The sequence below is a fragment of the Novosphingobium sp. G106 genome (assembly GCF_019075875.1).
Taxonomy (GTDB): domain Bacteria; phylum Pseudomonadota; class Alphaproteobacteria; order Sphingomonadales; family Sphingomonadaceae; genus Novosphingobium.
The window spans coordinates 1,090,617-1,117,210 of record NZ_JAHOOZ010000001.1; the positions used below are offsets into that span (position 1 = coordinate 1,090,617).

At 65.7% G+C, this 26,594-nt stretch carries 27 protein-coding genes and 1 pseudogene; 21 read left to right on the forward strand and 7 right to left on the reverse strand.

The window, feature by feature from the left end:
* The first annotated feature begins 8 nt into the window (after positions 1-8).
* A pseudogene (gene recG / locus KRR38_RS05125) lies at positions 9-2,062 on the forward strand (ATP-dependent DNA helicase RecG).
* A gap of 24 nt (positions 2,063-2,086) precedes the next feature.
* On the opposite strand, the gene KRR38_RS05130 reads toward recG, so the two are convergent.
* The 6 genes from KRR38_RS05130 to KRR38_RS05155 form a co-directional block, all read right to left on the reverse strand.
* Positions 2,087-2,956: a hypothetical protein gene (locus KRR38_RS05130; protein ID WP_217399250.1), complete on the reverse strand. Its 870-nt coding sequence runs from the start codon at positions 2,954-2,956 to the stop codon at positions 2,087-2,089.
* A gap of 225 nt (positions 2,957-3,181) precedes the next feature.
* Positions 3,182-3,517 (reverse strand): hypothetical protein, encoded by a 336-nt coding sequence (locus KRR38_RS05135; protein ID WP_217399252.1) that lies wholly within the window; start codon positions 3,515-3,517, stop codon positions 3,182-3,184.
* Positions 3,518-3,585: 68 nt separating this feature from the next.
* On the reverse strand, positions 3,586-4,260 hold the full coding sequence (locus tag KRR38_RS05140; RefSeq protein ID WP_217399254.1) for a chloramphenicol phosphotransferase CPT family protein: 675 nt from the start codon (positions 4,258-4,260) through the stop codon (positions 3,586-3,588).
* A complete protein-coding gene (locus KRR38_RS05145; RefSeq protein WP_217399256.1) occupies positions 4,257-5,231 on the reverse strand; it encodes a hypothetical protein in 975 nt (324 codons plus the stop codon). The genes KRR38_RS05140 and KRR38_RS05145 overlap by 4 nt, the downstream gene beginning before the upstream one ends.
* An 82-nt stretch (positions 5,232-5,313) precedes the next feature.
* Positions 5,314-6,618 carry an ammonium transporter gene (locus KRR38_RS05150; RefSeq protein WP_217399258.1) on the reverse strand — a complete coding sequence of 435 codons (1,305 nt, stop codon included), beginning with the start codon at positions 6,616-6,618 and terminating at the stop codon, positions 5,314-5,316.
* Positions 6,619-6,730: 112 nt separating this feature from the next.
* Positions 6,731-7,750: a D-glycerate dehydrogenase gene (locus KRR38_RS05155; protein ID WP_217399260.1), complete on the reverse strand. Its 1,020-nt coding sequence runs from the start codon at positions 7,748-7,750 to the stop codon at positions 6,731-6,733.
* 93 nt (positions 7,751-7,843) lie between these two features.
* On the opposite strand from KRR38_RS05155, the gene KRR38_RS05160 reads away from it, so the two are divergent.
* Positions 7,844-8,320, forward strand: coding sequence for an SH3 domain-containing protein (locus KRR38_RS05160; RefSeq protein ID WP_217399262.1), 477 nt, complete (start codon positions 7,844-7,846; stop codon positions 8,318-8,320).
* A gap of 42 nt (positions 8,321-8,362) precedes the next feature.
* Here the strand turns inward: KRR38_RS05160 and KRR38_RS05165 are convergent, their stop codons facing one another.
* A complete protein-coding gene (locus KRR38_RS05165; protein ID WP_217399264.1) occupies positions 8,363-9,556 on the reverse strand; it encodes an acetyl-CoA C-acyltransferase in 1,194 nt (397 codons plus the stop codon).
* A gap of 261 nt (positions 9,557-9,817) precedes the next feature.
* Between KRR38_RS05165 and KRR38_RS05170 the strand changes: the two genes are divergently transcribed.
* Genes KRR38_RS05170 through KRR38_RS05260 form a run of 19 tightly spaced genes read left to right on the forward strand, consistent with a single transcriptional unit; the run spans position 9,818 to position 26,588 of the window.
* Positions 9,818-10,192, forward strand: coding sequence for an NADH-quinone oxidoreductase subunit A (locus KRR38_RS05170; protein WP_217399266.1), 375 nt, complete (start codon positions 9,818-9,820; stop codon positions 10,190-10,192).
* Positions 10,189-10,749 carry an NADH-quinone oxidoreductase subunit B family protein gene (locus KRR38_RS05175; protein WP_217399268.1) on the forward strand — a complete coding sequence of 187 codons (561 nt, stop codon included), beginning with the start codon at positions 10,189-10,191 and terminating at the stop codon, positions 10,747-10,749. Before KRR38_RS05170 ends, KRR38_RS05175 begins: the two co-directional genes overlap by 4 nt.
* Positions 10,750-10,759: 10 nt before the next feature.
* Positions 10,760-11,707 (forward strand): NADH-quinone oxidoreductase subunit C, encoded by a 948-nt coding sequence (locus KRR38_RS05180; RefSeq protein WP_217399270.1) that lies wholly within the window; start codon positions 10,760-10,762, stop codon positions 11,705-11,707.
* The gene (locus KRR38_RS05185) at positions 11,704-12,915 is read left to right on the forward strand and encodes an NADH-quinone oxidoreductase subunit D (protein WP_217399272.1); all 1,212 of its coding nucleotides are present in this window, start codon (positions 11,704-11,706) and stop codon (positions 12,913-12,915) included. Before KRR38_RS05180 ends, KRR38_RS05185 begins: the two co-directional genes overlap by 4 nt.
* Positions 12,912-13,262 (forward strand): nuclear transport factor 2 family protein, encoded by a 351-nt coding sequence (locus KRR38_RS05190; protein ID WP_217399274.1) that lies wholly within the window; start codon positions 12,912-12,914, stop codon positions 13,260-13,262. The genes KRR38_RS05185 and KRR38_RS05190 overlap by 4 nt, the downstream gene beginning before the upstream one ends.
* The gene (locus KRR38_RS05195; protein ID WP_217407530.1) at positions 13,259-13,462 is read left to right on the forward strand and encodes a hypothetical protein; all 204 of its coding nucleotides are present in this window, start codon (positions 13,259-13,261) and stop codon (positions 13,460-13,462) included. The genes KRR38_RS05190 and KRR38_RS05195 overlap by 4 nt, the downstream gene beginning before the upstream one ends.
* Positions 13,455-14,123: an NADH-quinone oxidoreductase subunit NuoE gene (nuoE, locus tag KRR38_RS05200; RefSeq protein ID WP_217399277.1), complete on the forward strand. Its 669-nt coding sequence runs from the start codon at positions 13,455-13,457 to the stop codon at positions 14,121-14,123. The genes KRR38_RS05195 and nuoE overlap by 8 nt, the downstream gene beginning before the upstream one ends.
* The gene (locus tag KRR38_RS05205; RefSeq protein WP_217399279.1) at positions 14,123-14,356 is read left to right on the forward strand and encodes a hypothetical protein; all 234 of its coding nucleotides are present in this window, start codon (positions 14,123-14,125) and stop codon (positions 14,354-14,356) included. The genes nuoE and KRR38_RS05205 overlap by 1 nt, the downstream gene beginning before the upstream one ends.
* Positions 14,343-15,626 carry an NADH-quinone oxidoreductase subunit NuoF gene (gene nuoF, locus KRR38_RS05210; protein ID WP_217399281.1) on the forward strand — a complete coding sequence of 428 codons (1,284 nt, stop codon included), beginning with the start codon at positions 14,343-14,345 and terminating at the stop codon, positions 15,624-15,626. The genes KRR38_RS05205 and nuoF overlap by 14 nt, the downstream gene beginning before the upstream one ends.
* A complete protein-coding gene (locus KRR38_RS05215) occupies positions 15,623-16,372 on the forward strand; it encodes a hypothetical protein (protein ID WP_217399283.1) in 750 nt (249 codons plus the stop codon). The genes nuoF and KRR38_RS05215 overlap by 4 nt, the downstream gene beginning before the upstream one ends.
* Positions 16,365-18,368 (forward strand): NADH-quinone oxidoreductase subunit NuoG, encoded by a 2,004-nt coding sequence (nuoG, locus tag KRR38_RS05220; protein ID WP_217399285.1) that lies wholly within the window; start codon positions 16,365-16,367, stop codon positions 18,366-18,368. Before KRR38_RS05215 ends, nuoG begins: the two co-directional genes overlap by 8 nt.
* Positions 18,365-19,408, forward strand: coding sequence for an NADH-quinone oxidoreductase subunit NuoH (nuoH, locus tag KRR38_RS05225; protein WP_217399287.1), 1,044 nt, complete (start codon positions 18,365-18,367; stop codon positions 19,406-19,408). Before nuoG ends, nuoH begins: the two co-directional genes overlap by 4 nt.
* On the forward strand, positions 19,408-19,893 hold the full coding sequence (gene nuoI, locus KRR38_RS05230) for an NADH-quinone oxidoreductase subunit NuoI (RefSeq protein WP_217399289.1): 486 nt from the start codon (positions 19,408-19,410) through the stop codon (positions 19,891-19,893). Before nuoH ends, nuoI begins: the two co-directional genes overlap by 1 nt.
* A gap of 21 nt (positions 19,894-19,914) precedes the next feature.
* Positions 19,915-20,532 (forward strand): NADH-quinone oxidoreductase subunit J, encoded by a 618-nt coding sequence (locus KRR38_RS05235; protein ID WP_217399291.1) that lies wholly within the window; start codon positions 19,915-19,917, stop codon positions 20,530-20,532.
* On the forward strand, positions 20,529-20,834 hold the full coding sequence (gene nuoK / locus KRR38_RS05240; RefSeq protein ID WP_217399293.1) for an NADH-quinone oxidoreductase subunit NuoK: 306 nt from the start codon (positions 20,529-20,531) through the stop codon (positions 20,832-20,834). The genes KRR38_RS05235 and nuoK overlap by 4 nt, the downstream gene beginning before the upstream one ends.
* Positions 20,835-20,838: 4 nt before the next feature.
* Positions 20,839-22,884, forward strand: a complete 2,046-nt coding sequence (gene nuoL, locus KRR38_RS05245) for an NADH-quinone oxidoreductase subunit L (RefSeq protein WP_217399295.1) — start codon at positions 20,839-20,841, stop codon at positions 22,882-22,884.
* A gap of 4 nt (positions 22,885-22,888) precedes the next feature.
* Complete coding sequence (locus KRR38_RS05250; protein ID WP_217399298.1) at positions 22,889-24,421, forward strand: NADH-quinone oxidoreductase subunit M; 1,533 nt, start codon at positions 22,889-22,891, stop codon at positions 24,419-24,421.
* Complete coding sequence (gene nuoN, locus KRR38_RS05255) at positions 24,421-25,884, forward strand: NADH-quinone oxidoreductase subunit NuoN (protein ID WP_217399300.1); 1,464 nt, start codon at positions 24,421-24,423, stop codon at positions 25,882-25,884. Before KRR38_RS05250 ends, nuoN begins: the two co-directional genes overlap by 1 nt.
* Positions 25,881-26,588 (forward strand): biotin--[acetyl-CoA-carboxylase] ligase, encoded by a 708-nt coding sequence (locus tag KRR38_RS05260; protein WP_217399302.1) that lies wholly within the window; start codon positions 25,881-25,883, stop codon positions 26,586-26,588. Before nuoN ends, KRR38_RS05260 begins: the two co-directional genes overlap by 4 nt.
* The last annotated feature ends 6 nt before the right edge of the window (positions 26,589-26,594 follow it).

Genomic DNA, 26,594 nt, shown 5'->3' on the forward strand with positions numbered 1-26,594 from the left:
GCCGCTCCATGCGTCCCGATCGCCTGAATCCCCTTTTCGCCGAAACCTCGGGCCTCAAGGGCGTCGGCCCGCAATTGGCCAAGCCGCTGGAGAAGCTCGGTCTGACGCGGGTCAAGGACCTGGCCTATCACCTGCCCGATCGCTTCGTGCAGCGCCGCGCAGTGGCGATCTCGACGAGGTGAGCGTCGGCGAGAACATCATCGTTGCGCTGACGCCCAATGATTACCGCAGCTCCGCCGGGCGTGGGCCGTTCCGCGTGCTGGCGGCGGACGCGATCGGCAACGTGGTGTCGCTGACCTATTTCGGCCGTAACGGCGGCTGGGCCAAGAAGCAGTTGCCGCTGGGCGAGACGCGCTGGATCGCCGGGCGGCTCGATCAGTACGGCCAGATGCAGCAGATCGTGCACCCCGATCACGTCTCCGAAGAGAGCGTCGGGCTCGGGCAGTTGTGCGAGCCGGTCTATCCCTTGTCCGAAGGCCTGACCCAGGGGCGTGTCGCCGCGCTCGTCCAGCAGGGACTGGCGGCGCTCACCGACCTGCCTGAATGGATCGAGCCCGGCCTGCTCGCCAAGCAGAAGTGGCCGACCTGGCGCGAGGCGCTGCTGCTCGCGCACAAGGACGAGCACCACGAGGCGCGCGAGCGGTTGGCCTACGACGAATTGCTGGCGAACAGCCTCGCGCTGATGTTGGTCAAGAACGCCAACCGTGCGCAGAAGGGCACACCGCTGCAGGGCGACGGGCGGTTGCGCGCCAAGCTTTCGCTGCCCTTCGGCCTCACCGGCGCGCAGCGGCGGTCCATCGCCGAGATCGAGGGCGATCTCGCGCAGGCCTCGCCGATGTTGCGGCTGCTCCAGGGCGACGTGGGCTCGGGCAAGACCGTGGTCGCGCTCGAATCGATGTTGATCGCGGTCGAGGCGGGCGCGCAGGCGGCCCTGCTCGCGCCCACCGAAATCCTCGCGCGCCAGCATCACGAAACGCTGAGCCGGATGCTCTCGGGCACCGGCGTCACGATCGCGCTGCTGACCGGGCGCGACAAGGGCAGAGCGCGTGAATCGATCTTGATGGGGCTGGTCGACGGCAGCATCGACATCGTGGTCGGCACCCATGCGATCTTCCAGGACACCGTGGCCTACAAGAATCTTGCCATGGTGGTGATCGACGAGCAGCACCGCTTCGGTGTCGGCCAGCGCCTGATGCTGACGCAGAAGGGCAGGCGGACGCCGCATTGCCTGGCGATGACCGCCACCCCGATCCCGCGCACGCTGACTCTGGCGCAGTACGGCGAGATGGACGTCTCGCGGCTCGACGAGATGCCACCGGGCCGCCAGGCGATCGACACGCGCGTGGTCGCGGGCGAGCGGCTGGGCGATGTCGTCGGCGCGCTGTCGCGGCACATGGCGGCCGGAGGACAGGCCTACTGGGTCTGCCCGATGGTCCGCGAGAGCGAGAACGACGACCTCGCCGCCGCCGAAGCGCGCTATGCGGAACTGAAGGAACGCTTCGGCGAGGATGTCGTGCTGGTCCACGGCCAGCTCAAGCCAGATGCCAAGGACGCGGCGATGGAGCGTTTCGCCAGCGGCGGGGCCAAGCTGCTGGTGGCGACGACGGTGATCGAGGTCGGCGTCGACGTGCCCAATTCGACGCTGATGGTGATTGAACAGGCCGAGCGTTTCGGCCTCGCCCAGCTGCACCAGTTGCGCGGGCGTGTGGGCCGCGGCTCTGAGAAATCGGTCTGCCTGCTGCTGCGCGGCGAAGCCCTGTCCGAGACCGCGCGCGACCGGCTGGCACTGATGCGCGAGACCCAGGACGGCTTCCGCCTCGCCGAGGAAGACCTGCGCCTTCGCGGCGGCGGCGAACTGCTCGGCACGCGCCAGTCGGGCGACACGCCTTTCCGCATTGCCACGCTCGAACAGATCCAGCGATTGCTGCCGCTGGCGCACGACGACGCTCGGTTACTCATCGAGCGCGACGGCGGGCTGACCGGAGAAAGGGGAGAAGCGGCGCGGTTGTTGCTCTATTTGTTCGAGCGCGATTGGGGCGTGCAGTTGCTCCGGGGTGGGTAAGAAACGGATCTCGCGCCGAGCAATTCAGCGAATAGGTTGCGGGGTGAGGAACCAGCCGTCGCCGAGGTTGGCAGACATGGCACTGGCCAAGATTCCGTTGGGATCGCGCAGATAGTCGAAGGCTTCCTCGAAATCGCCCTTGCTGTCGCCGGCTACGGCCAGGATGCACCAGTCTCTTGCGGCGTCCTGACGGCGGTCCTGCTTTCGCTCATCGGGTTTGCGGATGAGCAGCAGACGGTCGGTGCGGTCAGGATCGAGACCGACGGCCGCGAGAATTATGTAGAGCCGCTCGGACTTGTCGGTCGGCAGACTTGCCTGCCACAGGATGGTGATCCCGGCAGCGCGCAGCCTTGCGAGCTGTTCTGCCAGCCCCGGCGCCGCGGCAGGCGGATCGTCGAGGTCGAAGACCGCCTTGTCGGGGTCGAGGTCGATCAACACGGCGGGCGGCTGATTGCCGCAATTGGCTCGTGCGGGCCGAGATGTCAGCGTCGCCGGGTCTATCAGAGCAGATCGGACCGGCTGGCCGGGCTTCGGCTGCGCGGCGGTCAGGGCGAAATGCCCGAAAGCCGCGAAAGACCCGCCGATGGCGCCAGGCGCTTCGTCGGGCCTGGGCAGGGCTGTAAGGCCGGTAAGCTGCAGCGAAGTGCCGGCGGGCATCTGCGTATCCGTTCCGGCGATTGGAGCGATCCGCCGGGCCAGCGGCTCGGCGACCAACGGGGGCGGTTTGCCGGACTTGGCCAGCGTGGACTTGCGGTGCTCGCCCTTGGGCTTTCCATCGGGCTTGCCGTCTATCCGGGTCTTGATGACGAGAGTGCCCGCCAGCACAGGCGCCACCGCCGCGACGCATCCGCCCAGCAGCACCGGCTGCAAGGCGACCAAGCTTGTCAGGAGCAACCCGGCAGGTTTCACGCGAGCTCGCTCTCTCGAACGGCGCGAAACCCGATCTTGTCGCAGGGCGCGCCGAGGATCATGCGCGGTCATCAGATCGAAAACCATTCGAACATTTGACCGCATTCATGTCGATTGTCTCGATGCCTCGCAAGAGGCGCCAACGGGCAGTTCGCGGATGCGCCAGTGTCAGGGCCAAGGGATCTTTCCTCACGGCGCCTCAAGGGCTTTTCACGGCAAGATGCCGCCCGGACCGATCTCTGGCGCGTCCTCCTTGGGAACGTAGCGAACGGTCCATCCCGGTTTGCCGTCGGGGCCGATCTCGATGTCGGGAAGCGCCACCGGATCATTGCCCGTCTCGACCCAGCCCGCGCCATTGCAGCGATCGCAGATCGCGCGGCGGCAGCGAAAGCTCACGAGGTCTATCTCGGCATTCCAGCAGCCGTGGCCCCGGCACTTCGGGCAAAGAGCATCGAGCGCGCCGTTGCGCGGCTGCAAGGCGACCATGTCGAAAGCGTGCGGACTGTCCGGTCCCTCGCAGTGAACTATGTTGCTGGCATGTGCCATCATGGCTCCTTCTTGCGAGCATAGCGCTCACCCTCGACTCAGGCCCCCGTGGTACTGTGTAGCTCATGTCACCCTACCGAACGAAGACGCTCGGCCAACTGCGCGAGTGCTTCGCCGGGCGGCCCGTTCTTGACCCTGTCCAGAATAGCCCGTGCCACCTGTTCGGGTGACAGCGCCCCGGTATCGAGCACCATGTCGAAGCAATCGTGGAGGAAAATCTCGCGCGCGACGAATTGCGAGGCGCGCCGGGTGCCGGCGTTGTTGCGAGCGGCCTGTTCGGGCCCGAGCACTTTCTCGACATCGGCGAGGCGCCCTTCGATCCGCGTGCCGAGGATGTCCTGCGGCGGCTTCAGCGCGACGAACAGCGATGGCAGGTCCTTCAGCCGCTCGACCAGGTTTGGCAGGATCGGCGGGTCCATGGTCGCGACGTGGTCGAGGATCACCCGCTGGCCGTTCTCGACCGCGGTGCGGATCATGCGGTGATAGGTGTCGATCAGCGCGGCGCCATGCGTGCCGAAGCTCATGTGCGCCGGGCCTTCGGGATCGGCCGGGTCGTCGGGCGCCATGTGCAGGCTGGCGCCGCTATGGGTGCCGCCGTCGACGAACTTGCGCGGTACCAGCACGCCCAGCATCGTGTCGACGCCGAAGTGTAGCCAGAGGTCGTCAGCCAGCGCGACGAAGTGCTTGCAGGTGGTCGTCTTTCCGCTTCCGGTGGTGCCGGTGACGATGACGAGTTTCGTCACCGGCTGGCCCAGGCCTCTGGCCCCGCGCGGTGCCAGAGGCGGTAGTCCTGGAGGCCGTAGTATTCCTGGTCCTCGCCGATAGCGCCGACGTGGCCGTCGTAGTCCCAGGCGTACTGCTGCCACCACATGCCGCGATCGGGGAACAGGATGACCTCGGCGTGGCAGACCGAGCGACCTATCGCGCGGAGTTCGCGGCCGAGCTTGTCCTTCGCCATGACCTCCACTGCCGTCACCCTCGGCCCGTCACGCTCGAGCACCCGGCGCGTGCCATCGGCTAGCGAGGAGATCACCCCGTCGCGCAGGATGTAGCCGCCGACCGCGACGGTATCGCGGTTCTGGTTGGCGTCGACCGCCATCATGTGGAAGCCGGTCTTCGCGTCGGCGGTCGACCAGAGGTAGCCGCCGGGCGTGCATTTCTCGAGGTTGCGCCGCCCGTGCGAGCCATCGCGGATCGAGAAGGTGTCGACCGTGTAGGTCTCACCCTCCAATTCGACCGTGCCCTTGATTCGGCCGGGCTGTTCGAAGTGAAGCTTGTACGCGCTGTCGAAGCCGTGGTCCTCGCGGCTGCCGATCTCGTGCGGCTCGGCCACGGCCTCGAACATGAGATCGAGCTTGAAGCCGTTGGCATCGTATAGCAGCTGGTAGCGCTTCAGCGGTTCGAGCATCCTGATGCCGAACGAGAAGTCGGTCATGAAATCGTACTTGTCGTAATCGACCCCGAACCGTCCCTTAGGCAGCGGGCGCATCGCCTGCCAGTCGAAGAAGCGCAGGTCCCAGGCGTGCGCGTTGCGATCGTCCCACATCGCTGGGCCGGCGAGCATGCAGTTCATGTTCGGCCGGAAGTGGTTGTAGAAGAAGCCGTTGATCCGCCGCTCCGGGATCGCCCAGGAGAACCAGGAGCTTTCGCTCCAGTAGAGATCGTCGTCCTTGTGCGGATTGAAGTGGTCGGCCACTTCGCTGGTCAGCGCCATTTCGCGTCCTCGTCCGGTTTGCTCCCGCGTCGCATGGACGCGAGCGCGGGGGCAAGCCGGTAGTCTGGAACGCTAAGTCAGGTCAGTCCAGTTCCCAGGCACGTTCGCCGTGGCTGGTGATGTCGAGGCCCTCGAACTCGGCATCCTCGTCGACGCGCATCGGCAGGACGATCGAGACCATCACCGCAAGGATGGCGCTGGCCACTGCGGACCACAGCGCGACCACGCCCACGCCGAGCAGCTGCGCGCCCAGCTGGCTACCCATGCCCATGCCCTCGGCATAGCCGACGCCGCCGAGGCTCGGCGAGATGAAGATGGCGAGCAGGATCGAGCCGGTGATGCCGCCGATGCCGTGGACCGCGAAGACGTCGAGCGAATCGTCGATCTTGAGCTTCTGCTTGATGACCTGGATCATCGGATAGCAGAACACCGTAGCAAGGATGCCGAAGACGATCGCCGCGCCGGGCGAGATGTAGCCAGCCGCCGGTGTGACCGTGGCGAGGCCGGCAACGGCGCCGGTGGCGAAGCCCACCGTGGTCGGCTTGCCGACGCTGACACGCTCGATCGCGATCCAGGCCAGCGCGGCGGTGCAGGCACCCGCGTGGGTGGCGATGATCGCGCTGGCGGCGCCGTCGCCTGCGGCGAGCGCCGAGCCGCCGTTGAAGCCGAACCAGCCGACCCAGAGCATGCCAGCGCCGGCCATGGTCAGGGCCGGGCTGTGCGGCAGCATCAGGGTCTTGGGAAAGCCCTGGCGGCGGCCGAGTAGCAGCGCAGCGACCAGCGCCGAGACCCCGGCGGTGGTATGGACGACGATGCCGCCGGCGAAATCGAGCGTACCGAAGCCAGCAGAAAGCCAGCCGCCGCCCCAGATCCAGTGCGCGACAGGGGCATAGACAACGAGGCTCCACAGCGCGCAGAAGCCGATCACCCAGCCGAAGCGCGCGCGGTCGACCCAAGCGCCGGCCATCAGCGCCGGGGTGATCGCGGCGAAGCACATCTGGAACAGCACGAAGGTGCTTTCGGGGATCGTCGTGCCGCTGCGGACGTCACCGAGATTGATCAGCATCCAGGCATTGCCCGAGCCGAGCCAGCCGCTGGTGACGTCGCCGAAAGCCAGGGTGTAGCCGACGACGATCCACAGCAGCGAGGCGATCGCCGCGATCGCGCCGCACTGGACCAGTACCGATAGAAAGTTTTTCTGGCGGACGAGGCCGCCGTAGAACAGGCCGAGACCCGGCAGCGTCATCAGCAGCACGAGCGCGGAGGAGGTCAGGATCCAGGCGGTGTCGCCGCTGTCGGGTCCCTCGACGGTGGCATCCTGCGCCAGCGCCAGAGTCGGTATCGCCGCCGCTACTGCGGCGAGCGCCAGCCCGCAGGTTTTCCGCATTCTCGTACCCCTCCTGCCTCCGCGCAGGCGCGCGGTCCTCCACGGGGGCGTTTAGAGCAATATTGTGTGGAGAAACAAGGCGAGCGATGCCGCTCTTTCAACAGGCGGAAATTCAGGCCCAGCCTTCGAGCACCTGGTCGGGCGGGCGGTGGCCGTCGATCCAGAAGCGCACGTTGGCGATCAACCGCAAGCCCGCGGCGCCGCGGCCTTCGCTGGTCGCGCTGCCGAGATGCGGGATTAGGACGACGTTGGGCAGGGCGAGCAGCCGCGGGTCGACCGCGGGCTCGCGCGCATAGACGTCGAGCCCGGCGCCGGCGAGGCGGCCGCTTTCGAGCGCGGCGATCAGCGCCTCCTCGTCGACGATGTCGCCGCGGGCGGTGTTGATCACGCAGGCGCTGGGCTTCATCGAGGCGATCCGCGTCGCATCGAGGATGTGATGCGTGCCGGCACTGGCCGGGCAATGCAGCGTGAGGATGTCAGCCTCGGCGATCAGCTTGTCGAGATCGGGCTCGTAGCGGGCGCCGAGCATGTTCTCGATCGCCGGGGGCAGGCGGTGGCGGTTGTGATAGACGACCTCGAGCCCGAAGCCGCGCGCGCGGTGCGCCACGGCCTGGCCGATGCGGCCCATGCCGACGATGGCCAGCCGCTTGCCGCCGAGGCTCGACCCGAGGAAGTTCGACGGGCCCCAGCCGCTCCACTTGCCGTCAAGCAGCATCCGCGAGCCTTCGGGCAGGCGCCGCGGCACGCTGATGATCATCGCCATGGCCATATCTGCGGTGTCGTCAGTGAAGACGCTCGGCGTATTGGTGACGACGATCTGGCGCGCCCGCGCCGCGGCGAGATCGATATGATCGACGCCCGCGCCGAAATTGGCGATCAGGCCCATGCGCGTGCCGGCCTCGGCGATCATCGCGCCATCGATCCGGTCGGTGACCGTGGGCACCAGCACGTCGCAGCCCTGCATCGCCGCGACGAGCGCCTCGCGGGTCATCGGCAAGTCGTCGGCATTGAGCGCCACGTCGAACAGCTCGCTCATCCGCGCCTCGGTCTCGGGCAGCAGGCGACGCGTGACGATCACGCGGGGTTTGCCGGCGACGCGGCCGGCGAGCGGGGTTTCGGTGACGACGGTCATGGTGTTCCTGCAGTTTGCCCTAGCCGACGATAAGGTCAAGCGGGCGGTCGCGCGGCCTTGAAGCTTTGCATATGCCGGGTCTATGCAAAATCCATGTCGCTAATCTTTCGGTCCCTTGCCGCTCTGGCGCTGCTTGCCGCAGCCGCCCCCGCTTTCGCCGCCGACGACGAGGAGGTGCCCTATTGGGCCGCGCTCCGCGCCAACGAAGTGAACCTGCGGGTGGGGCCGGCCGAAACCTATCGTATAGCTTGGGTCTATCGCCGCACTGGCCTGCCGATGAAAGTGCTGCGGCGGATGGAAGGCTGGCGCCTCGTCCAGGACCCCGACGGCGCGCGCGGCTGGATGCTGGCGCGCTTCCTCAAGCGCGATCGCGGCGCGATCGTCAAAGGGCAGGGGCTCGTCGACATGCGCGACAAGGGCGATGGCGGCGCCAAGCTGCTGTGGCGGCTGGAGCCGGGAGTCAGTGGCCGGCTTGGCGATTGCGACGGCGGTTGGTGCAAGCTCGACATCGGCGACGGCCATGCGGGCTTCGTGCCGCAGAACCGGCTGTGGGGCGTGGGCAACCCCTAAGCGTCAAGTCGCCCCGACTTTCGTCGGGACGACTCAATCAAATCAGACCAGCTCAACCGCCACGGCCGTGGCTTCGCCGCCGCCGATGCAGAGCGAAGCGACGCCGCGCTTGAGGCCCTTATGCTTGAGCGCGCCGATCAGCGTGGTGATGATGCGCGTGCCCGAGGCGCCGATCGGGTGACCGAGCGCGGTCGCGCCGCCGTGAACGTTGATCTTGTCATGCGGGATGCCGAGGTCGTGCATCGCGAACATGGCGACGCAGGCGAAGGCCTCGTTGATCTCGAACAGGTCGACGTCCGCAAGCTGCCAGCCGGCCTGCTCCAGAACCTTGGGGATCGCCTTGATCGGGGTGGTCGGGAAGCGCTGCGGCTCGTGCGCGTGGGCGGCGACGGCGACGACCCTGGCCACCGGCGTCAGGCCCTTGGCCTTGGCCACGCTCTCGCGCGTCAGGACCATGGCGGCGGCGCCGTCCGAGATCGAGCTCGAAGTCGCGGCGGTGATCGTGCCGTCCTTGGCGAAAGCGGGCTTCAAGGTCGGGATCTTTTCGGGCTTGCCCTTGCCGGGCTGCTCGTCGGTATCGACGACAACGTCGCCCGCGCGGGTCTTGACCGTGACGGGGACGATCTCGCTGGCGAAGGCGCCGGTCGAGATGGCTTCCTGCGCGCGGCGCAGCGATTCGATCGAATAGGCGTCCTGCGCCTCGCGGGTCAGCTGGTACTCGTCGGCGACGCACTGCGCGAAGGAACCCATCGAGCCGCCGTCATAGGCGTCTTCCAGGCCGTCGAGGAACATGTGGTCATAGAGCGTGTCGTGGCCGGCGCGCGCGCCGCCGCGGTGCTTCTTGGTCAGGTAGGGCGCATTGGTCATCGATTCCATGCCGCCCGCGACGAGCAGGTCGATCGTGCCGCTGGCCAGCGCCTCGGCGCCCATGATCACCGTCTGCATGCCCGAGCCGCAGACCTTGTTGACTGTGCTCGCTTCGACCGAGAGCGGCAGGCCGGCCTTGAGCGCGACCTGGCGGGCAGGGGACTGGCCCAGGCCGGCGGGCAGAACGCAGCCCATGTAGATGCGCTCGACGTCGCCGCCGTCCACGCCGGCGCGCTCGATCGCGGCCTTGACCGCGGTGGCCCCGAGATCGGTCGCCGAAACGTCGGCGAAGACGCCCGAGAGGCCGCCCATGGGCGTGCGGGCATAGGACAGGACGACGATCGGGTCGTTAGCGGAAATCTGGGCCATGGCGGCGATGCCTTTCTTTGGGCCTTATAGAATGGGCGTTGGACAGGAATGTGCGTGGCGCATAATGTTGCATTGCGGCATTGGCAATCCGGGGCATGCCCATAATCATTCCAGCGGCGAAAAGCGATTTGGAGGAATTGGGTTGCTTTTTGCAATGTAATAAGGTGTCAGCAGCTTTCAACCGCACCCTTGCGCCTTCCTGAACGGGGGTTTAGGGCGCACGCCAAATCGCGTCGAAACGCGAGTCAGCCGAGGGAAATCGTGGTCGATCTGTCTCAATATCTGCCGATCCTGATCTTCCTGGTCATCGCACTGGGACTGTCGTCGGCCTTCGTCTTCCTGCCGATGGGCGTGGCCCGGCTGACCGGGGCGCACAATCCGAACGCCGAGAAGCTCAGCGAGTACGAATGCGGCTTCCCCGCCTTCGAGGATCCGCGCAGCCAGTTCGATGTGCGGTTCTATCTGGTCGCGATCCTGTTCATCATCTTCGACCTCGAAGCGGCGTTCCTGTTCCCCTGGGCCGTCTCGCTCAACGTGACGGGCTGGCCCGGCTGGATCACCATGATGGTCTTCCTCGGCGAACTGGCGATCGGCCTCGCCTACGCGTGGAAGAAGGGAGCTCTGGACTGGGAATGAGCACGCTTGTGGACACCAGCGGCAATCCGCTTTCCGCTACCGGCGGCGCAGTCACGCCGCCCGACCATTCGTTCTTCAACGGCCTCAATCAGGAAGTGTCCGACAAGGGCTTCCTGATCACGACCACCGAGGAACTGTTCCAGTGGGCTCGCACCGGCTCGCTGTGGTGGATGACTTTCGGCCTCGCCTGCTGCGCGGTCGAAATGATCCACGTCAACATGCCGCGCTACGACATGGAGCGGTTCGGCGCCGCGCCGCGCGCCTCTCCGCGCCAGTCGGACGTGATGATCGTCGCCGGCACGCTGTGCAACAAGATGGCTCCGGCGCTGCGCAAGGTCTACGATCAGATGTCGGACCCCAAGTACGTCATCTCGATGGGCTCCTGCGCCAACGGCGGCGGCTATTACCACTACAGCTACAGCGTCGTGCGCGGCTGCGATCGGATCGTGCCCGTGGATATCTATGTCCCCGGCTGCCCGCCGACCGCTGAGGCTCTGCTCTACGGCGTGATGCAGCTGCAGCGGAAGATCCGCCGCGTCGGCACGGTCGAGCGGTGAGGGCAGAACAGTGACGGTACTCCATTCCGCACCGAAGATCGCGTCCAACGAAGGTGTGCTCGACACGCTGACCGCCGCGCTCGGCCCGATGGTCGTCGCTGCTCGGGAAGAATACGGCGAGATCGTCATCACGGTCGTCCGCGACCGGCTCGAGGACGCGCTGCGTCTGCTGCGCGACAGCCACGAATATCAGCAGCTGATGGAAATCGCGGGGGTCGACTATCCGAGTCGGCCTGAGCGGTTCGAAGTCGTCTACATGCTGCTCAGCCTGACGAAGAACCATCGCCTGCTAGTCAAGGTCAACGCGGCCGAGAATACGCCGGTTCCCACGGTCACGACGCTGTGGCCGGTTGCCGGCTGGCTCGAGCGAGAGGTTTTCGACCTTTACGGCGTGATCTTCGCGGGCAACCAGGACCTGCGCCGTATCCTCACCGACTACGGTTTCGAGGGCCATCCGTTCCGCAAGGACTTCCCGCTCACCGGCTATGTCGAGCTGCGCTATTCCGAAGAGGACAAGCGCGTCGTCTACGAGCCCGTGCAACTCGCTCAGGACCTGCGCTCGTTCGACTTCATGAGCCCCTGGGAAGGCGCGGACTACGTGCTGCCGGGCGACGAGAAGGCGCCTGCCGCGTCGCCGCCAGCACCGCCTTCGCCCGCTCCCCCGCCGGTCGCTCCTGCGCCGCCGCCCGTGGAGACGCCTAAGACGACGGACAAGCCCGCCGATACCGGCGCCGGCGCCGAGACCAACAAGCAGGCCGAGGTCAAGGTCGCCAAGGCCAAGGGGGCCGTGCCGAAGACGACCAAGCAGGCCGAACCCGGCGCTCCCGATCCGACCGAGGACCGTCCGGCCCGCAAGCCGCGCGCCAAGAAGGGCGAGCAGACCGAGACCGAGCCGAAGAAGGCTCCGGCCAAGCGGGCTACCAAACCCAAGGCCAAGCCCGCAGGAGATGACGCATGAGCGTTCAGCTCGAAAACTCGCCGACCACCGGCGACGAGGTCATCTCCAACTACACGATCAACTTCGGCCCGCAGCATCCGGCAGCGCACGGCGTGCTGCGTCTGGTGCTGGAGCTCGACGGCGAGATCATCGAGCGGGTCGATCCGCATATCGGCTTGCTCCACCGCGGCACCGAGAAGCTGATCGAGCACAAGACCTACCTGCAGGCGCTGCCCTATTTCGACCGGCTCGACTATTGCTCGCCGCTGGGCATGGAGCACTCCTACGTGCTCGCGATCGAGAAGCTGCTGAACATCGAGGTGCCGCTGCGCGCGCAATACCTGCGCGTGCTGTTCGCCGAGCTGACGCGTATCTGCAACCACATGCTCAACCTGGGCAGCCACGTCATGGACGTCGGCGCGATGACGCCGAACCTCTGGCTGTTCGAGATCCGCGAGGACTGCCTCAACTTCTTCGAGCGCGCCTCGGGCGCGCGCATGCATGCGGCCTGGTTCCGCCCGGGCGGCGTCCATCAGGACGTGCCGCTGCGGCTGCTGACCGACATCGCCGACTGGCTCGACACGCGCCTGCCCGAGCTATTCGAGGACGCGATGAGCCTCGTCGTCGACAACCGCATCTTCAAACAGCGCAACGTCGATATCGCGATTGTCTCCAAGGAAGATGCGATCAAGTGGGGCTTCTCGGGCCCGATGATCCGCGGCTCGGGCATTGCCTGGGACCTGCGCAAGAGCCAGCCCTACGACGTCTATGACCGCATGGACTTCGAGATCCCGGTCGGCACGCGTGGCGACTGCTACGACCGGTTCATGGTCCGCGTCGAGGAAGTGCGGCAGTCGGCCAAGATCATGAAGCAGTGCCTGGCCGAGATGCCGAACGGCCCGGTGGCTTCCAGCGACCGCAAGGTCGTCCCGCCCAAGCGCGGCGAGATGAAGCAGTCGATGGAAGCGCTGATCCACCACTTCAAACTCTATACCGAGGGCTTCCACGTCCCCGCCGGCGAGGTCTATGTCGCGACCGAAAGCCCCAAGGGCGAATTCGGCGTTTATCTGGTCGCCGACGGCAGCAACAAGCCCTACCGCTGCAAGATCCGCCCGACGGCGTTCAGCCACCTCCAGGCGATGGACTTCATGTGCAAGGGCCACATGCTCCCCGACGTCACCGCCATCATCGGCGCGATCGACGTGGTGTTCGGGGAGTGCGATCGGTGAGCAATCTGGCGACCGCCAAGGCGATGATCGCGGCTTACAACGCGCAGGACGTGGACACCTACGTCTCATACATGACCGACGATGCCTGCGAGGCGAACTATCGTGGCGACGTGGTGCGCGAAGGCAAGGAAGGCACGCGTTCCGGCCTCGCCGCCGCTTTCTCCCGCTGGCCGCAGAACCATGCCGAGATCGTCGAGGCACAGGCGATCGGCAACTACGTGCTGATGCGCGAGCATGTCACGCGCGGCCCCGCAACCGATGGTTCGGCACTGGTCGAGCCTTTCGAAGTCATCGCAATCTATTCTTTCGAGGGCGACAAGTGCTCTCGCGTGGAGTTCGTCCGTTGAAGCAGCTTTCCACTTTCGATCTGATGCGCGTCTGGGCCGCGGTTACGGGCCTGCTTCTCGTCGCGGGCTTCTTCGCCGCGCCGTTCCTCGGGATCGTTTCTTCCCCGTTGCTGCCCTTGCTGGTCGCGGCGATCGGCGGGTTCGAGCTGTTCCTGTTCAGCCAGGACATGTGGCTGAAGCGGAGGCGCACCCGTGGCTGATCGCTACATCGAGGCTGACACTCCCGAACTGCGCGCGCGCTGGGGCGGCTTCGCGTGGAACGCGGAAAACGCCGGCAAGGTGCCCGAGATCGTCGCGCGCTATCCCGCGGGGCGCCAGCGCTCGGCAGTGATGCCGCTGCTCGATCTCGCGCAGCGCCAGGTTGGCGCCGAGACCAATACCCAGGGCTGGCTGCCGCTGCCGGTGATGGAATATGTCGCGCGCGAACTCGACATGCCGGTGATCCGCGTACTCGAGGTCGCGACCTTCTACTTCATGTACAACCTCGCGCCGGTCGGCCGCTTCCATGTGCAGGTGTGCGGGACCACGCCCTGCATGCTGCGCGGCTCGGACGACCTGATGAGCGCCTGCAAGGCCCGCGGCATGTCCAAAGGCCACGTCAGCGACGACGGCCTGTGGACGCTGACCGAAGTGGAATGCATGGGCAACTGCTCTTCGGCGCCGATGGTCCAGATCAACGACGACAATTACGAAGACCTGACGCCCGAGCGGCTGAACTTCGTGCTCGACGAACTGGCCGCCGGCCGCGAGCCGAAGGCCGGCACGCAGGAGCCGGGCCGCCACACGGTCGAGCCCGTCGGCGGGCCGACCACGCTCAAGGACATGGTTTCCGAGAACCACGATTACCGGGGTGAATGGTGATGGCTTCCGAACGCATTCGCTGGGCCGACCGCGACGCCGGGCAGAAGATGTCGATGGTCATGCTCGTGATCGTCATGGTCGCCTGCGACCTGTTCGCCGCCTGGTCGCTGGTCGTCGATCTGGGCCGCGGTGACTGGGTGCGCGCTGGTTCGGCCGCGGTCTTCGTCGCGATCTGGAGCGTCTGGGGTTACGGCTTCGTCCGTCAGCTGGGGATTTTCGATGCTCGCCGATAAGGACCGCATCTTCACCAATCTCTACGGCTACCAGCCGTGGAACCTGCCGTCGGCGCAGAAGCGCGGCGACTGGGACAACACCAAGAAGCTGCTCGAACTGGGCCGCGACGGCATCGTCCAGGTCATCAAGGACTCCGGCCTGCGCGGCCGCGGCGGCGCCGGCTTCCCGACCGGCATGAAGTGGTCCTTCATGCCCAAGGAATACAAGCCCGAGCGCCCCGGCTTCCTCGTGATCAACGCCGACGAGTCCGAGCCGGGCTCGTGCAAGGACCGCGAGATCATCCGCCACGATCCGCACAAGCTGCTCGAAGGCGCGCTGGTCGCCGGCTTCGCCATGGGCGCGCGCGCGGCCTACATCTACATCCGCGGAGAATATATCCGCGAGGCCGAGACGCTCTTCGCCGCGCGCGACGAGGCCTATGCTGCCGGCCTGCTGGGCAAGAACGCCTGCGGTTCGGGCTATGACTTCGACGTCTTCGTCCACCGCGGCGCGGGCGCCTACATCTGCGGCGAAGAGACCGCGATGATCGAGAGCCTCGAAGGCAAGAAGGGCCAGCCGCGCCTCAAGCCACCGTTCCCGGCTGGCGCAGGCCTCTATGGCTGCCCGACCACGGTCAACAACGTCGAGAGCATCGCCGTCGCGCCGACGATCCTGCGCCGCGGCGCCGCCTGGTTCTCCAGCTTCGGGCGCGACAACAACAAGGGCACCAAGCTCTTCCAGATCAGCGGCCACGTCGACAAGCCCTGCGTCGTCGAGGAAGAGATGGGCATCCCCTTCCGCGAGCTGATCGAGAAGCACTGCGGCGGCATCCGCGGCGGGTGGGACAACCTGCTCGCGGTGATCCCGGGCGGTTCCTCGGTGCCGCTGGTGCCGGGCGAGCAGTGCCCCGACATGCTGATGGACTTCGACGGCTGCAAGGCGCTCGGCTCGGGCCTGGGCACCGCGGCGGTCATCGTCATGGACAAGTCGACCGACATCGTCCGCGCCATTGCCCGCCTGTCCTACTTCTACAAGCACGAGTCCTGCGGCCAGTGCACGCCCTGCCGCGAGGGCACGGGCTGGATGTGGCGCGTGATGGAGCGCTTGCGCACCGGCGACGCGCAGGTCGAGGAAATCGACATGCTCCAGCAGGTCACCAAGCAGGTCGAAGGCCACACCATCTGCGCGCTGGGCGACGCCGCCGCCTGGCCGATCCAGGGCCTGATCAAGCATTTCCGCCCCGAGCTGGAACGCCGGATCGCCGAGAACGTGCGGGAGGCGGCGGAGTGAGAACGTCGCGTTTTGTTTTCGCTGCAATTGTCTGGGCACTGTCATGCCCGTCGATGGCGGCTCCGCCCACGGTCGACTCGACCAATCTACGCCAGTCTGCTGCGCAGTTTGGAGAGTGCGTTGTAAGGACCAATGCGGCGCTGGCGCGCGGCTTCATTTTGCAAGATCTGACGTTATTTGATATAAAAAAGATTGCCGAAGCACGCCGTCTGATGGACCCGACCTGCATAGAAGAATTGCGATCTGATGATGCGATAGGTCCTGATCAGCCAGCAGGCATGCGTTTTGAAAGTGATCTCTTCAGATATAGTCTTGCAGATGCCTTGGTGCGCGCGGACTACCCTAAGATCAGTCATTTCGATTTCACTGCGAGACCCCAACTCACTCATTCAGTTCCTGGGCCGTTGCCGCCAGACGTCGCCGCGGGCACTGGTATGAAAGCAAAACAAGCGCAGGTTGCCTATTCGCTGGCCATGAACGTATCGCTGATGTCGCGGTTCGGTGAGTGTGCGGCGCGCCGCAATCCTGATGGTGTTCACGAACTGCTTCTCACAAAGGTGAACACTGCTGAAGAACGAGCTGTATTTTCTCGCCTCTCAGCAATGCTTGGCCAATGCCTTGTTGAAGGGCAGATGCGGATAAGCCGTGAGGTCGCTCGTGGGTCGTTGGCATTGGGTTTCTATCGCTTGGCGGGGGCTCCGGCAGGAGCAGAAGTGAGAAATTTGAGGGGCGCGGCAAATGCCTAAGGTAACCGTAGACGGCGTGGAACTCGAAGTCCCGGCAGGCGCCACCGTCCTGCAGGCCTGCGAGCTGGCCGGCAAGGAAATCCCCCGCTTCTGTTATCACGAGCGGCTGTCGATCGCCGGCAACTGCCGCATGTGCCTGGTCGAGGTCGCCCCCGGGCCGCCGAAGCCGCAGGCGTCCTGCGCGCTGCCCGCGGCCGACAATCAGGTGATCCGCACCGACAGCGAGATGGTCAAGAAGGCGCGGGAAGGGGTGATGGAGTTTCTCCTGATCAACCACCCGCTCGACTGCCCGATCTGCGACCAGGGCGGCGAATGCGACCTGCAGGACCAGTCGGTCGCCTATGGCCGCGGCAAGTCGCGCTATGACGAGAACAAGCGCGCGGTCACCGAGAAGTACATGGGGCCGCTCATCAAGACGACGATGACGCGCTGCATCCACTGCACCCGCTGCGTGCGTTTCTCCGAGGAAGTCGCCGGCGTCGACGAGATCGGCGCGCTCCATCGCGGCGAGAACATGCAGATCACGACCTATCTCGAAAAGGCTGCCAAGCACGAGATGTCGGCCAACGTGATCGACCTCTGCCCGGTCGGCGCGCTGACCAGCCGGCCCTATGCTTTCGAGGCGCGACCCTGGGAGCTCAAGAAGACGCTGTCGATCGACGTGTCCGACGCGTGCGGCGCGAACATCCGCCTCGACAGTCGCGGCCGCGAAGTGCTGCGCGCGCTGCCGCGGATCAACGACGACGTCAACGAGGAGTGGCTGTCGGACAAGGGCCGCTACCAGGTCGACGGCCTGACCCGCCGCCGGCTCGACAAGCCCTGGATCCGCAAGAACGGCAAGCTCGTCGCCGCGACCTGGGACGAGGCCTTCGCCGCCATCGGCAAGGTCAAGCCGGGCGCCAGCGTCGCGGCCGTGGCCGGCGACCTGCTCGACTGCGAGACCATGTTCGCGGCCAAGAAGCTGGTCGGCGCGCTGGGTTCGACGCTGCTCGAAGGCCGTCAGACGGGTATGGACTACGACGTGTCCAGCCTCGCCGCGGTGAACTTCAACTCGACGTTCTCGGGCATCGAGACCGCCGACGCGATCCTGATCGTCGGCAGCAACGTGCGCTGGGAAGCGCCGCTGGTGAACGTGCGTATCCGCAAGGCGGTGAAGCGCGGCGCCAAGGTGTTCCTCATCGGCCCCGAGTGGGAAACCACTTTCGGCGGCGAATTCCTTGGTGAGGACGTCTCGGTGCTGGGTTCGCTGCCCGATCACGTCGCCGATGCGCTGAGCAAGGCCGAGCGGCCCGCAGTGATCCTCGGCGGCGCGGCGCTGGCCAAGGGTGCGCTGGGAGCGGGTCTCGGCCTCGTGGGCCAGTTCAACCTCGTCAAGGATGGTTGGAATGGCTTCAACGTGCTCCACATGGCGGCGGCGCGGATGGGCGGGCTGATGCTCGGCTACGCGCAGAAGGGCGGCATCGCCGACATCGTCGCGGCCAAGCCCAAGTTGGTCTTCGCGCTCGGCGCCGACGAGATGGACTTCTCCCAGTTCTCGGACTCGATCGTCGTCTATATCGGCCATCACGGCGACAAGGGCGCGCATCTGGCGGATGTCATCCTGCCGGCCGCAGCCTACACCGAGAAGCCGGGAACCTACGTCAACACCGAAGGCCGCGTGCAGTTCGCCGAGAAGGCGGTCTTCGCCCCCGGCGACGCGCGCGAGGACTGGACGATCCTGCGCGCCCTGGCCGATGCGCTGGGCGTCTCGGTCGGCTTCGACGACTTCGACGCGCTGCAGGCGGCGATGATCGCCGAAGTGCCGGCGCTGGGAGTCGAGGGCCTGGCGAGCTACGGTTCGCTGCCCGTAAAGGCCAAGGGCACCGCGAAGGGCGTGATCGGCTATCCGATCAAGGACTTCTACCTGACCAACCCGATCGCCCGTTCGAGCCCGACGATGCAGCGCTGCTCGGGCGAACTGCTCCACGGCGAAGACTTCGCGGAGGCGGCGGAATGACCAGCTTCTTCCAATGGCTCGGCATGAACTACGAATGGGCGTGGTTCGTCTCGACGATCTGCGGCATCCTGCTGATCGCGCTGCCGCTGATGCTCGGCGTGGCGATGATCATCTATGCCGATCGCAAGATCTGGGCGGCCATGGCGCTGCGCCGCGGCCCCAACGTGGTCGGCCCCTTCGGCCTGCTGCAGAGCTTTGCCGACGGCCTGAAGGTCTTCCTGCAGGAAACGATCGTCCCGAGCGCCTCGAACAAGGCGCTGTTCCTGATCGCGCCGATCATCACTTTCACCGTCGCGTTGATGGCCTGGGCGGTGATCCCGTTCAACTCGGGCGCGATTCTCGCCGACATCAACGTTGGCCTGCTCTACGTCCTCGCGATCTCGTCGCTCGGCGTTTACGGCGTGGTCATCGCGGGCTGGGCGTCGAACTCGAAGTATCCGTTCTTCTCGGCGATGCGCGCTTCGGCGCAGATGATCTCCTATGAAGTCTCGATCGGCTTCATCCTGATCTGCGTCGTGCTCTGGGCGGGCAGCTTCAACCTGCACACGATCGTCGAGGCGCAGCGCTCTGCGCCGATCTGGCCGCTCAACGGCTTCGCGTTCAATCCGCTGCTGTTCCCGATGTGGGTGATGTTCCTGATCTCGGGCATGGCCGAAACCGCACGCGCGCCGTTCGACCTCACCGAGGCGGAAAGCGAGCTCGTCGCCGGTTACCAGACCGAATATTCGTCGATGGCCTTCGCGCTCTACTGGCTCGGCGAATATGCCAACGTGCTGCTGATGTGCGCGCTCAACGCCGTGCTGTTCTTCGGCGGCTACCTGCCGCCGCTCGACCTGCCGATCCTCTACTGGATCCCGGGCTGGATCTGGCTGCTCGCTAAGATCCTGTTCTTCTTCTTCATCTTCTCCTGGGTGAAGGCGACGGTCCCGCGCTACCGCTACGACCAGCTGATGCGCCTGGGCTGGAAGGTGTTCCTGCCCGTCTCGCTCGGCTTCGTCGTGCTGGTGAGCGGATGGCTTATGTTCACGAGGTACGGCTGATGAGCGTCGCTCAATACATCAAGGCGTTCACCCTCTGGGAGTTCGTCAAGGCGCACTGGCTGACCTTGAAGTATTTCTTCAAGCCCAAGGCGACGATCAACTACCCGTTCGAGAAGAACCCGCTGAGCCCGCGCTTCCGCGGCGAGCATGCGCTGCGCCGTTATCCCAACGGCGAGGAACGCTGCATCGCCTGCAAGCTCTGCGAGGCGATCTGCCCGGCCCAGGCGATCACCATCGAGGCCGAGCCGCGCGCCGACGGCAGCCGCCGCACGACGCGCTACGACATCGACATGACCAAGTGCATCTACTGCGGCTTCTGCCAGGAAGCCTGCCCGGTCGATGCCGTGGTCGAGGGGCCGAACTTCGAATATGCGACGGAAACGCGCGAGGAACTGCTCTACGACAAGGCCAAGCTGCTGGCGAACGGGGACAAGTGGGAGCGGGCCATCGCCGCAAACCTTGAAGCCGATGCGCCGTATCGTTAGGGCGCCGGCGGGGCTTAAATCATGATCCACATAATCGCCTTCTACCTATTCGCCATCATGGTCGTCGCCTCGGGCGCGATCACGATTCTGGCGCGCAATCCGGTCCACTCGGTGCTGTGGCTGATCCTGGCGTTCTTCAACGCCGCGGGCCTGATGGTCCTCGTCGGCGCCGAGTTCATCGCCATGCTGCTGGTCATCGTCTACGTCGGCGCGGTCGCGGTGCTGTTCCTCTTCGTCGTCATGATGCTCGACATCGACTTCGCCGAGCTGCGCGCGGGCTTCGTCAAGAACTTCCCGCTGGGCATGCTAGTTGCCGTGGTCCTGCTCTGCGAGATCGTGCTCGGCATCGGCGCCTACCGCGCCGGCGCGCTGCACCTCGGGATTCCGGACGGCTCGGCCGGCACGGCGCCGGGCGTCAGCAACATCGCCGCGATCGGCGGGCTGCTCTACAGCCGCTACCTGTTCCTGTTCGAGGCCGCGGGCATCATCCTGCTCGTCGCCATGATCGGTGCGATCGTGCTGACCCACCGCCAGCGCAGCGACACGCGCGGCCAGAACATCGCGCGACAGATCGCCCGCCGTCCCGAAGAATCGACGGTCAATGTCCGGCCTGAAGTGGGCAAGGGAGTCTCGCTGTGATCGGCATCGAACACTACGTCGTCGTCAGCTCGATCCTCTTCGTGCTCGGCGTGCTCGGCATCTTCCTCAACCGCAAGAACGTCATCGTCATCCTGATGGCGATCGAGCTGATCCTGCTCGCGGTGAACATCAACCTTGTCGCTTTTAGCGCCTTTCTCCACGACCTCACCGGCCAGATCTTCGCGATGTTCGTGCTGACCGTGGCGGCAGGCGAGGCGGCGATCGGCCTGGCGATCCTGGTCATCTACTTCCGCGGCCGCGGCACAATCGCGGTCGACGACGTCAACCGGATGAAGGGGTAAACCGGTGCAATCGATCCTCTTCATCGTTTTCCTGCCGCTGCTGGCTGCCATCGTCGGCGGCCTGGGCAACCGCGCGCTGGGCAATACCGTCGTCAAGTCGCTGACGACGGGCGCGCTGTTCATCTCCTGCCTGCTGTCCTGGCTGATCTTCCTGCCGTTCCTGAGCGGCAACGCCGAAGCCAGCGTCACCCCGGTGCTGCACTGGGTGCAGTCGGGCACCTTGACATTCGACTGGGCGCTGCGCGTCGACACGCTGACCGCGGTCATGCTCGTGGTGATCACCACGGTCTCGGCGCTCGTCCACCTCTATAGCTGGGGCTACATGGACGAGGACCCGGACCAGCCGCGGTTCTTCGCCTATCTCTCGCTGTTCACTTTCGCCATGCTCATGCTGGTGACCGCCGACAATCTCGTCCAGATGTTCTTCGGATGGGAAGGCGTCGGCCTGGCCTCGTACCTGCTGATCGGTTTCTGGTTCAAGAAGCCGAGCGCGGGTGCCGCGGCAATCAAGGCCTTCGTCGTCAACCGCGTCGGCGACCTCGGCTTCATGCTCGGCATCTTCGGCACTTTCCTGGTCTTCGGCACTGTGTCGATCCCGGCGATCCTCGAAGCCGCGCCCGGCATGGCCGGCACGACGATCGGCTTCCTCGGCCACCGCTTCGACACGATGACCGTGCTCTGCATCCTTCTGTTCATCGGTGCGATGGGCAAGTCGGCGCAGCTCGGCCTGCACACCTGGCTGCCCGACGCGATGGAAGGCCCGACCCCGGTCTCGGCGCTGATCCACGCGGCGACCATGGTCACCGCCGGCGTCTTCATGGTCTGCCGCCTCTCGCCGATGTTCGAGACCAGCCCGACCGCGCTCGGCGTCGTCACCTTCATCGGCGCCGCCACCTGCTTCTTCGCCGCCACGGTCGGAACGACGCAGTGGGACATCAAGCGCGTTATCGCCTATTCGACCTGCTCGCAGCTCGGCTACATGTTCTTCGCCGCGGGCTCGGGCGCCTATGGCGCGGCGATGTTCCACCTGTTTACCCACGCCTTCTTCAAGGCGCTGCTGTTCCTCGGCGCGGGCTCGGTCATCCATGCGATGCACCACGAGCAGGACATGCGCTACTACGGCGCGCTGCGGAAAGAGATCCCGTTCACCTTCTGGACGATGACCTTCGGCACCCTGGCGATCACCGGTGTCGGCATCGCCGACGTGTTCGGCTTCGCCGGCTTCTATTCGAAGGACTCGATCCTCGAAGCGGCCTTCGCCAGCGGCAAGGAACTGGGGACTTTCGCCTTCTGGTGCGGCATCCTCGCGGCGCTGATGACGAGCTTCTACTCGTGGCGCCTGGTCTTCCTGACCTTCTTCGGCGAAGCGCGCTGGGCCGGCTCGGAGCATATCCAGCACGCGGTCCACGGCGAGCACGAGCACCAGGACGAGCCCGATCATCATGACGCGCACCACGGTCATGGCCACGGCCATGCGGTGACCGGCACGGCGGGCTATCACCCGCACGAGAGCCCGCTGTCGATGCTGATCCCGCTCGGCGTGCTGTCGCTCGGCGCGATCTTCGCCGGCTTCGTGTTCCACGGCGCGTTCATCAGCGAAGGCACGGGCGAGTTCTGGAAGGGCAGCCTGGCGTTCAGCGAACACCTGATCCATGCGATGCACGGCGTGCCTTGGGAGGTGAAATGGGCTCCCTTCACCGTCATGGCGATCGGCTTCGCCCTGGCCTGGTACGCCTATCTCAAGAACCCGAGCTTCCCGGCGACTTTCGTCGGCCAGTTCGGCGTGCTGCACCGCTTCGTCTACAACAAGTGGTACTTCGACGAGCTCTACAACTTCCTCTTCGTGCGCCCGGCGTTCTGGCTCGGCCGCCTGTTCTGGAAGCAGGGCGACATCGGCATCGTCGACCGCTTCGGCCCGAACGGTGCCGCCTGGCTGGTCGCGCGCGGATCGACATACGCGCAGAGAGTGCAGTCGGGTTATCTCAACAGCTATGCGCTGGTGATGCTCCTGGGCCTGGTCGGGGCTATTTCCTGGGCGATGGTGGGTTAAGGCAATGAACGGTTTTCCCATCCTCTCCCTGATGCTGCTCGTGCCGCTCGTCGGCGCGATCGCCTGCCTGTTCGCCGAGGCCAAGGCCGCGCGCACGATCGCGCTGGTTGCCACCCTGATCGATTTCGTCCTCGGCGTGCTGCTCTGGGCGAACTACGACATCGGCGGCGCGCAGTGGCAGTTCACCGAGAAGGTCGAGCTTTTCGCCGGCTTCAACTGGGCGCTGGGTATCGACGGCATCGCGCTGATGCTGATCATGCTCTCGGTCTTCCTCATGCCGATCTGCATCGGCGCAAGCTGGACTTCGATCGAGAAGCGCGTCGGCGAATATATGGCGGCTTTCCTGCTGATGGAAACGCTGATGATCGGCGTGTTCACCGCGCAGGACATCTTCCTGTTCTACATCATGTTCGAAGCCGGCCTGATCCCGATGTACCTGATCATCGGCATCTGGGGCGGCGCGGACCGCATCTACGCCAGTTACAAGTTCTTCCTCTACACGCTGCTCGGCTCCGTGCTGATGCTGATCGCCATGCTGTGGATGGTGAACGAGGCGGGGACGACCGACATCCCGACCCTGATGGCCTACGACTTCCCGCCGCAGGCGCAGACCTGGTTGTGGCTGGCCTTCTTCGCCAGCTTCGCGGTGAAGATGCCGATGTGGCCGGTCCACACCTGGCTGCCCGACGCGCACGTCCAGGCGCCGACCGCGGGCTCGGTGATCCTGGCCGGCGTGCTGCTGAAGATGGGCGGCTACGGCTTCATTCGCTTCTCGCTGCCGATGTTCCCGGAGGCGTCCGCCCAGTTCGCCTGGCTGATCTTCGCCTTCTCGATGATCGCCGTGGTTTATACCTCGCTGATCGCGCTGGTGCAGCACGACATGAAGAAGCTGATCGCCTATTCGTCGGTCGCACACATGGCGATCGTCACGGTCGGCCTGTTTGCCTTCAATGTGCAGGGCCTCGAAGGCTCGATGATCGTCATGCTGAGCCACGGCCTGGTTTCGGGCGCGCTGTTCCTCAGCGTCGGCGTGATCTACGACCGGCTGCACACGCGCGAGATCGACCGCTATGGCGGCCTCGCGATCAATATGCCGAAGTACTCGCTGTTCTTCATGCTGTTCACCATGGCCTCGGTCGGCCTGCCGGGCACTTCCGGCTTCGTTGGTGAGTTCCTGAGCCTTGCCGGCATCTACCAGGTGTCGAGCTGGGTGACCTTCGTCTGCACCACCGGCATCATCCTGGGCGCGGCCTACATGCTCTACCTCTACCGCCGGGTGATCTTCGGCGAGCAGAAGCACGCCGATGCCGCGGCCATGCCCGACCTTGACCTGCGCGAGTGGATCATGATGGTGCCGATCGCCGCCGCCGTGCTGTGGATGGGCGTCTATCCCGAAAGCTTCCTCGCGCCGATGCGCCAGGATATCGCCGCGCTCGACGCGCGCATCGCCCGGGCTAAACCCGAAGGCGACGCCAAGATCGCGATTGCCAAGGCGAAACCAAAAACCGAAGAATCCGCGCATGAGGGGGCGCACTGATGGACTGGTCCACCTCGCTGCGCCTGATCGCGCCTGAAGAACTTCTGAGTGTTGCCGGCTTGATCCTGCTGCTCGTCGCCGCCTGGGGCGGGGATAAGGCCAGTAGGCTGATCTCGATCCTGTCGGTCGCTGCGCTGGTCGGCGCTGCCGTGCTCGTCGCGCCTGCGCTCTGCGGCGGGGCCATGGGGCCGGATACCGTGGCGTTCATGGGCCAGTTCCGCGCCGACGCCTTCGCCAGCTTCGCCAAGATCCTGATCTACGGCGCGGCCGCGGCCTCGCTGATGATCGCCCCGGCCTTCTTCGAGCGCTTCCGAGCGATGCGCGCCGAATATCCGCTGCTCATCCTCTTCGCTGCGCTCGGCGGCGGCATGATGACCTCTGCGACCGATCTGATCACGCTCTACATCGGCCTAGAGATGACCTCGCTGGCCTCCTACGTCCTCGCTGCCTTCCTGCGGGTGGACGAGCGCTCGGCCGAAGCGGGCCTCAAGTACTTCGTGCTCGGCGCGCTCGCCAGCGGCATCCTGCTGTTCGGCATGAGCCTGACCTACGGCTTCACCGGGACGACGCAGTTTGCCGGCATCAGCGCCGCGCTCGACGGCGGCGTGACGATGGGCGCGCTGTTCGGCATCGTCTTCGTGCTCGCCGGTCTGGCCTTCAAGATCGCCGCGGTTCCGTTCCACATGTGGACGCCCGACGTCTACGAAGGCTCACCGACTCCGGTCACCATGTTCTTCGCCACGGCGCCCAAGGTCGCTGCGCTGGCGCTGACCATGCGCGTCGCGCTTGAGGCGTTCGGCACCCAGGCCGATGCCTGGCGCCAAATCGTGATCTTCGCGGCGCTCGCCTCGATCGTCGTCGGCGCGCTCGGCGCCATCGGCCAGAAGAACATCAAGCGGCTGATGGCCTATTCGTCGATCAACAACGTCGGCTTCATCCTGATCGGCCTCGCCTGCGCGACGCCGCAGGGTGCTTCGGCGATGCTGGTCTACCTCGTGATCTACGTGGCGATGACGCTCGGTGGCTTCGTCTCGGTGCTGATGCTCAAGGATGCCGAGGGCAATCAGGTCGAGGCGATCTCCGACATTGCCGGCCTCGCGCGCGACCGCAAGGTGCTCGCGGCCTGCCTGGCGATGGTCATGTTCAGCCTTGCCGGCATCCCGCCGCTGTTCGGTTTCTGGGGCAAGTTCGTCGTCTTCCAGGCGGCGGTCCAGGCGGGCCTCGTGCCGTTGGCCGCGATCGGTATCGCCGCCTCGGTGATCGGCGCGTTCTACTACCTCAAGATCGTCAAGGTGATGTACTTCGACGAGCCGACGGGCATAGCCGTGGGCCGTAGCGACTGGGCGCACCAGGCGATCCTCGGCGTGATGGCGCTGTTCATCTCGCCGCTCGGCTACCTGCTGACGAAATGGCTCGGCGGCCTGGCCGATACGGCCGCGACAGCCCTGTTCCACGCGGTGTGATCGAGTACCTGGCCGAAACCGGATCGACCAGCGCCGATCTCGCCGCGCGGCTGCGTGGTGGCGACTTCGTGCCCGAAGGTCACTGGCTGGTTGCCGACCGCCAGACCGCGGGGAAGGGCAGGCAGGGCCGCGACTGGTTCGACGGCGCGGGCAATTTCATGGGCTCGACCGTGGTCCACCAGCGCTTCGGCGATCCCGACCTGTCGTCGCTAGCTTTGGTCGTTGGGCTCGCGGTGCGCGAAGCCGTCGAAACGCGGCTTCCCATAGGCGAGCAGGTTAGGCTCAAGTGGCCCAACGACCTGATGATCGGAACCGCCAAGCTTGCCGGCATCCTGTTGGAGCGAATGGCGGATAGCGTGATCATCGGCGTCGGCGTCAATCTCGCTTCAGCGCCCGAATTGCCTGACCGAGAGACCGTTGCCCTGAACGCGCCGGACCGCGACGCCTTCGCCGCCGATCTTGCTCGCCAGTTCGACATCGAACTCGACCGCTGGCGCAGCTTCGGCTTCGCGCCGATCGTCCAGCGCTGGCTTGCCGCCGCCCATCCGCTCGGCACGCCGCTCAGCGTCGGCGAGCCCGGCGAGATTCCGCTGACTGGCACTTTCGCCGGAATCAGCGAGGACGGCACGTTGCTGCTTCGCTTGGCGAGCGGCGAGACCCGTGTCATCCATGCGGGCGACGTCCGCCTCATCTCGGACTCGTAAGGAGCC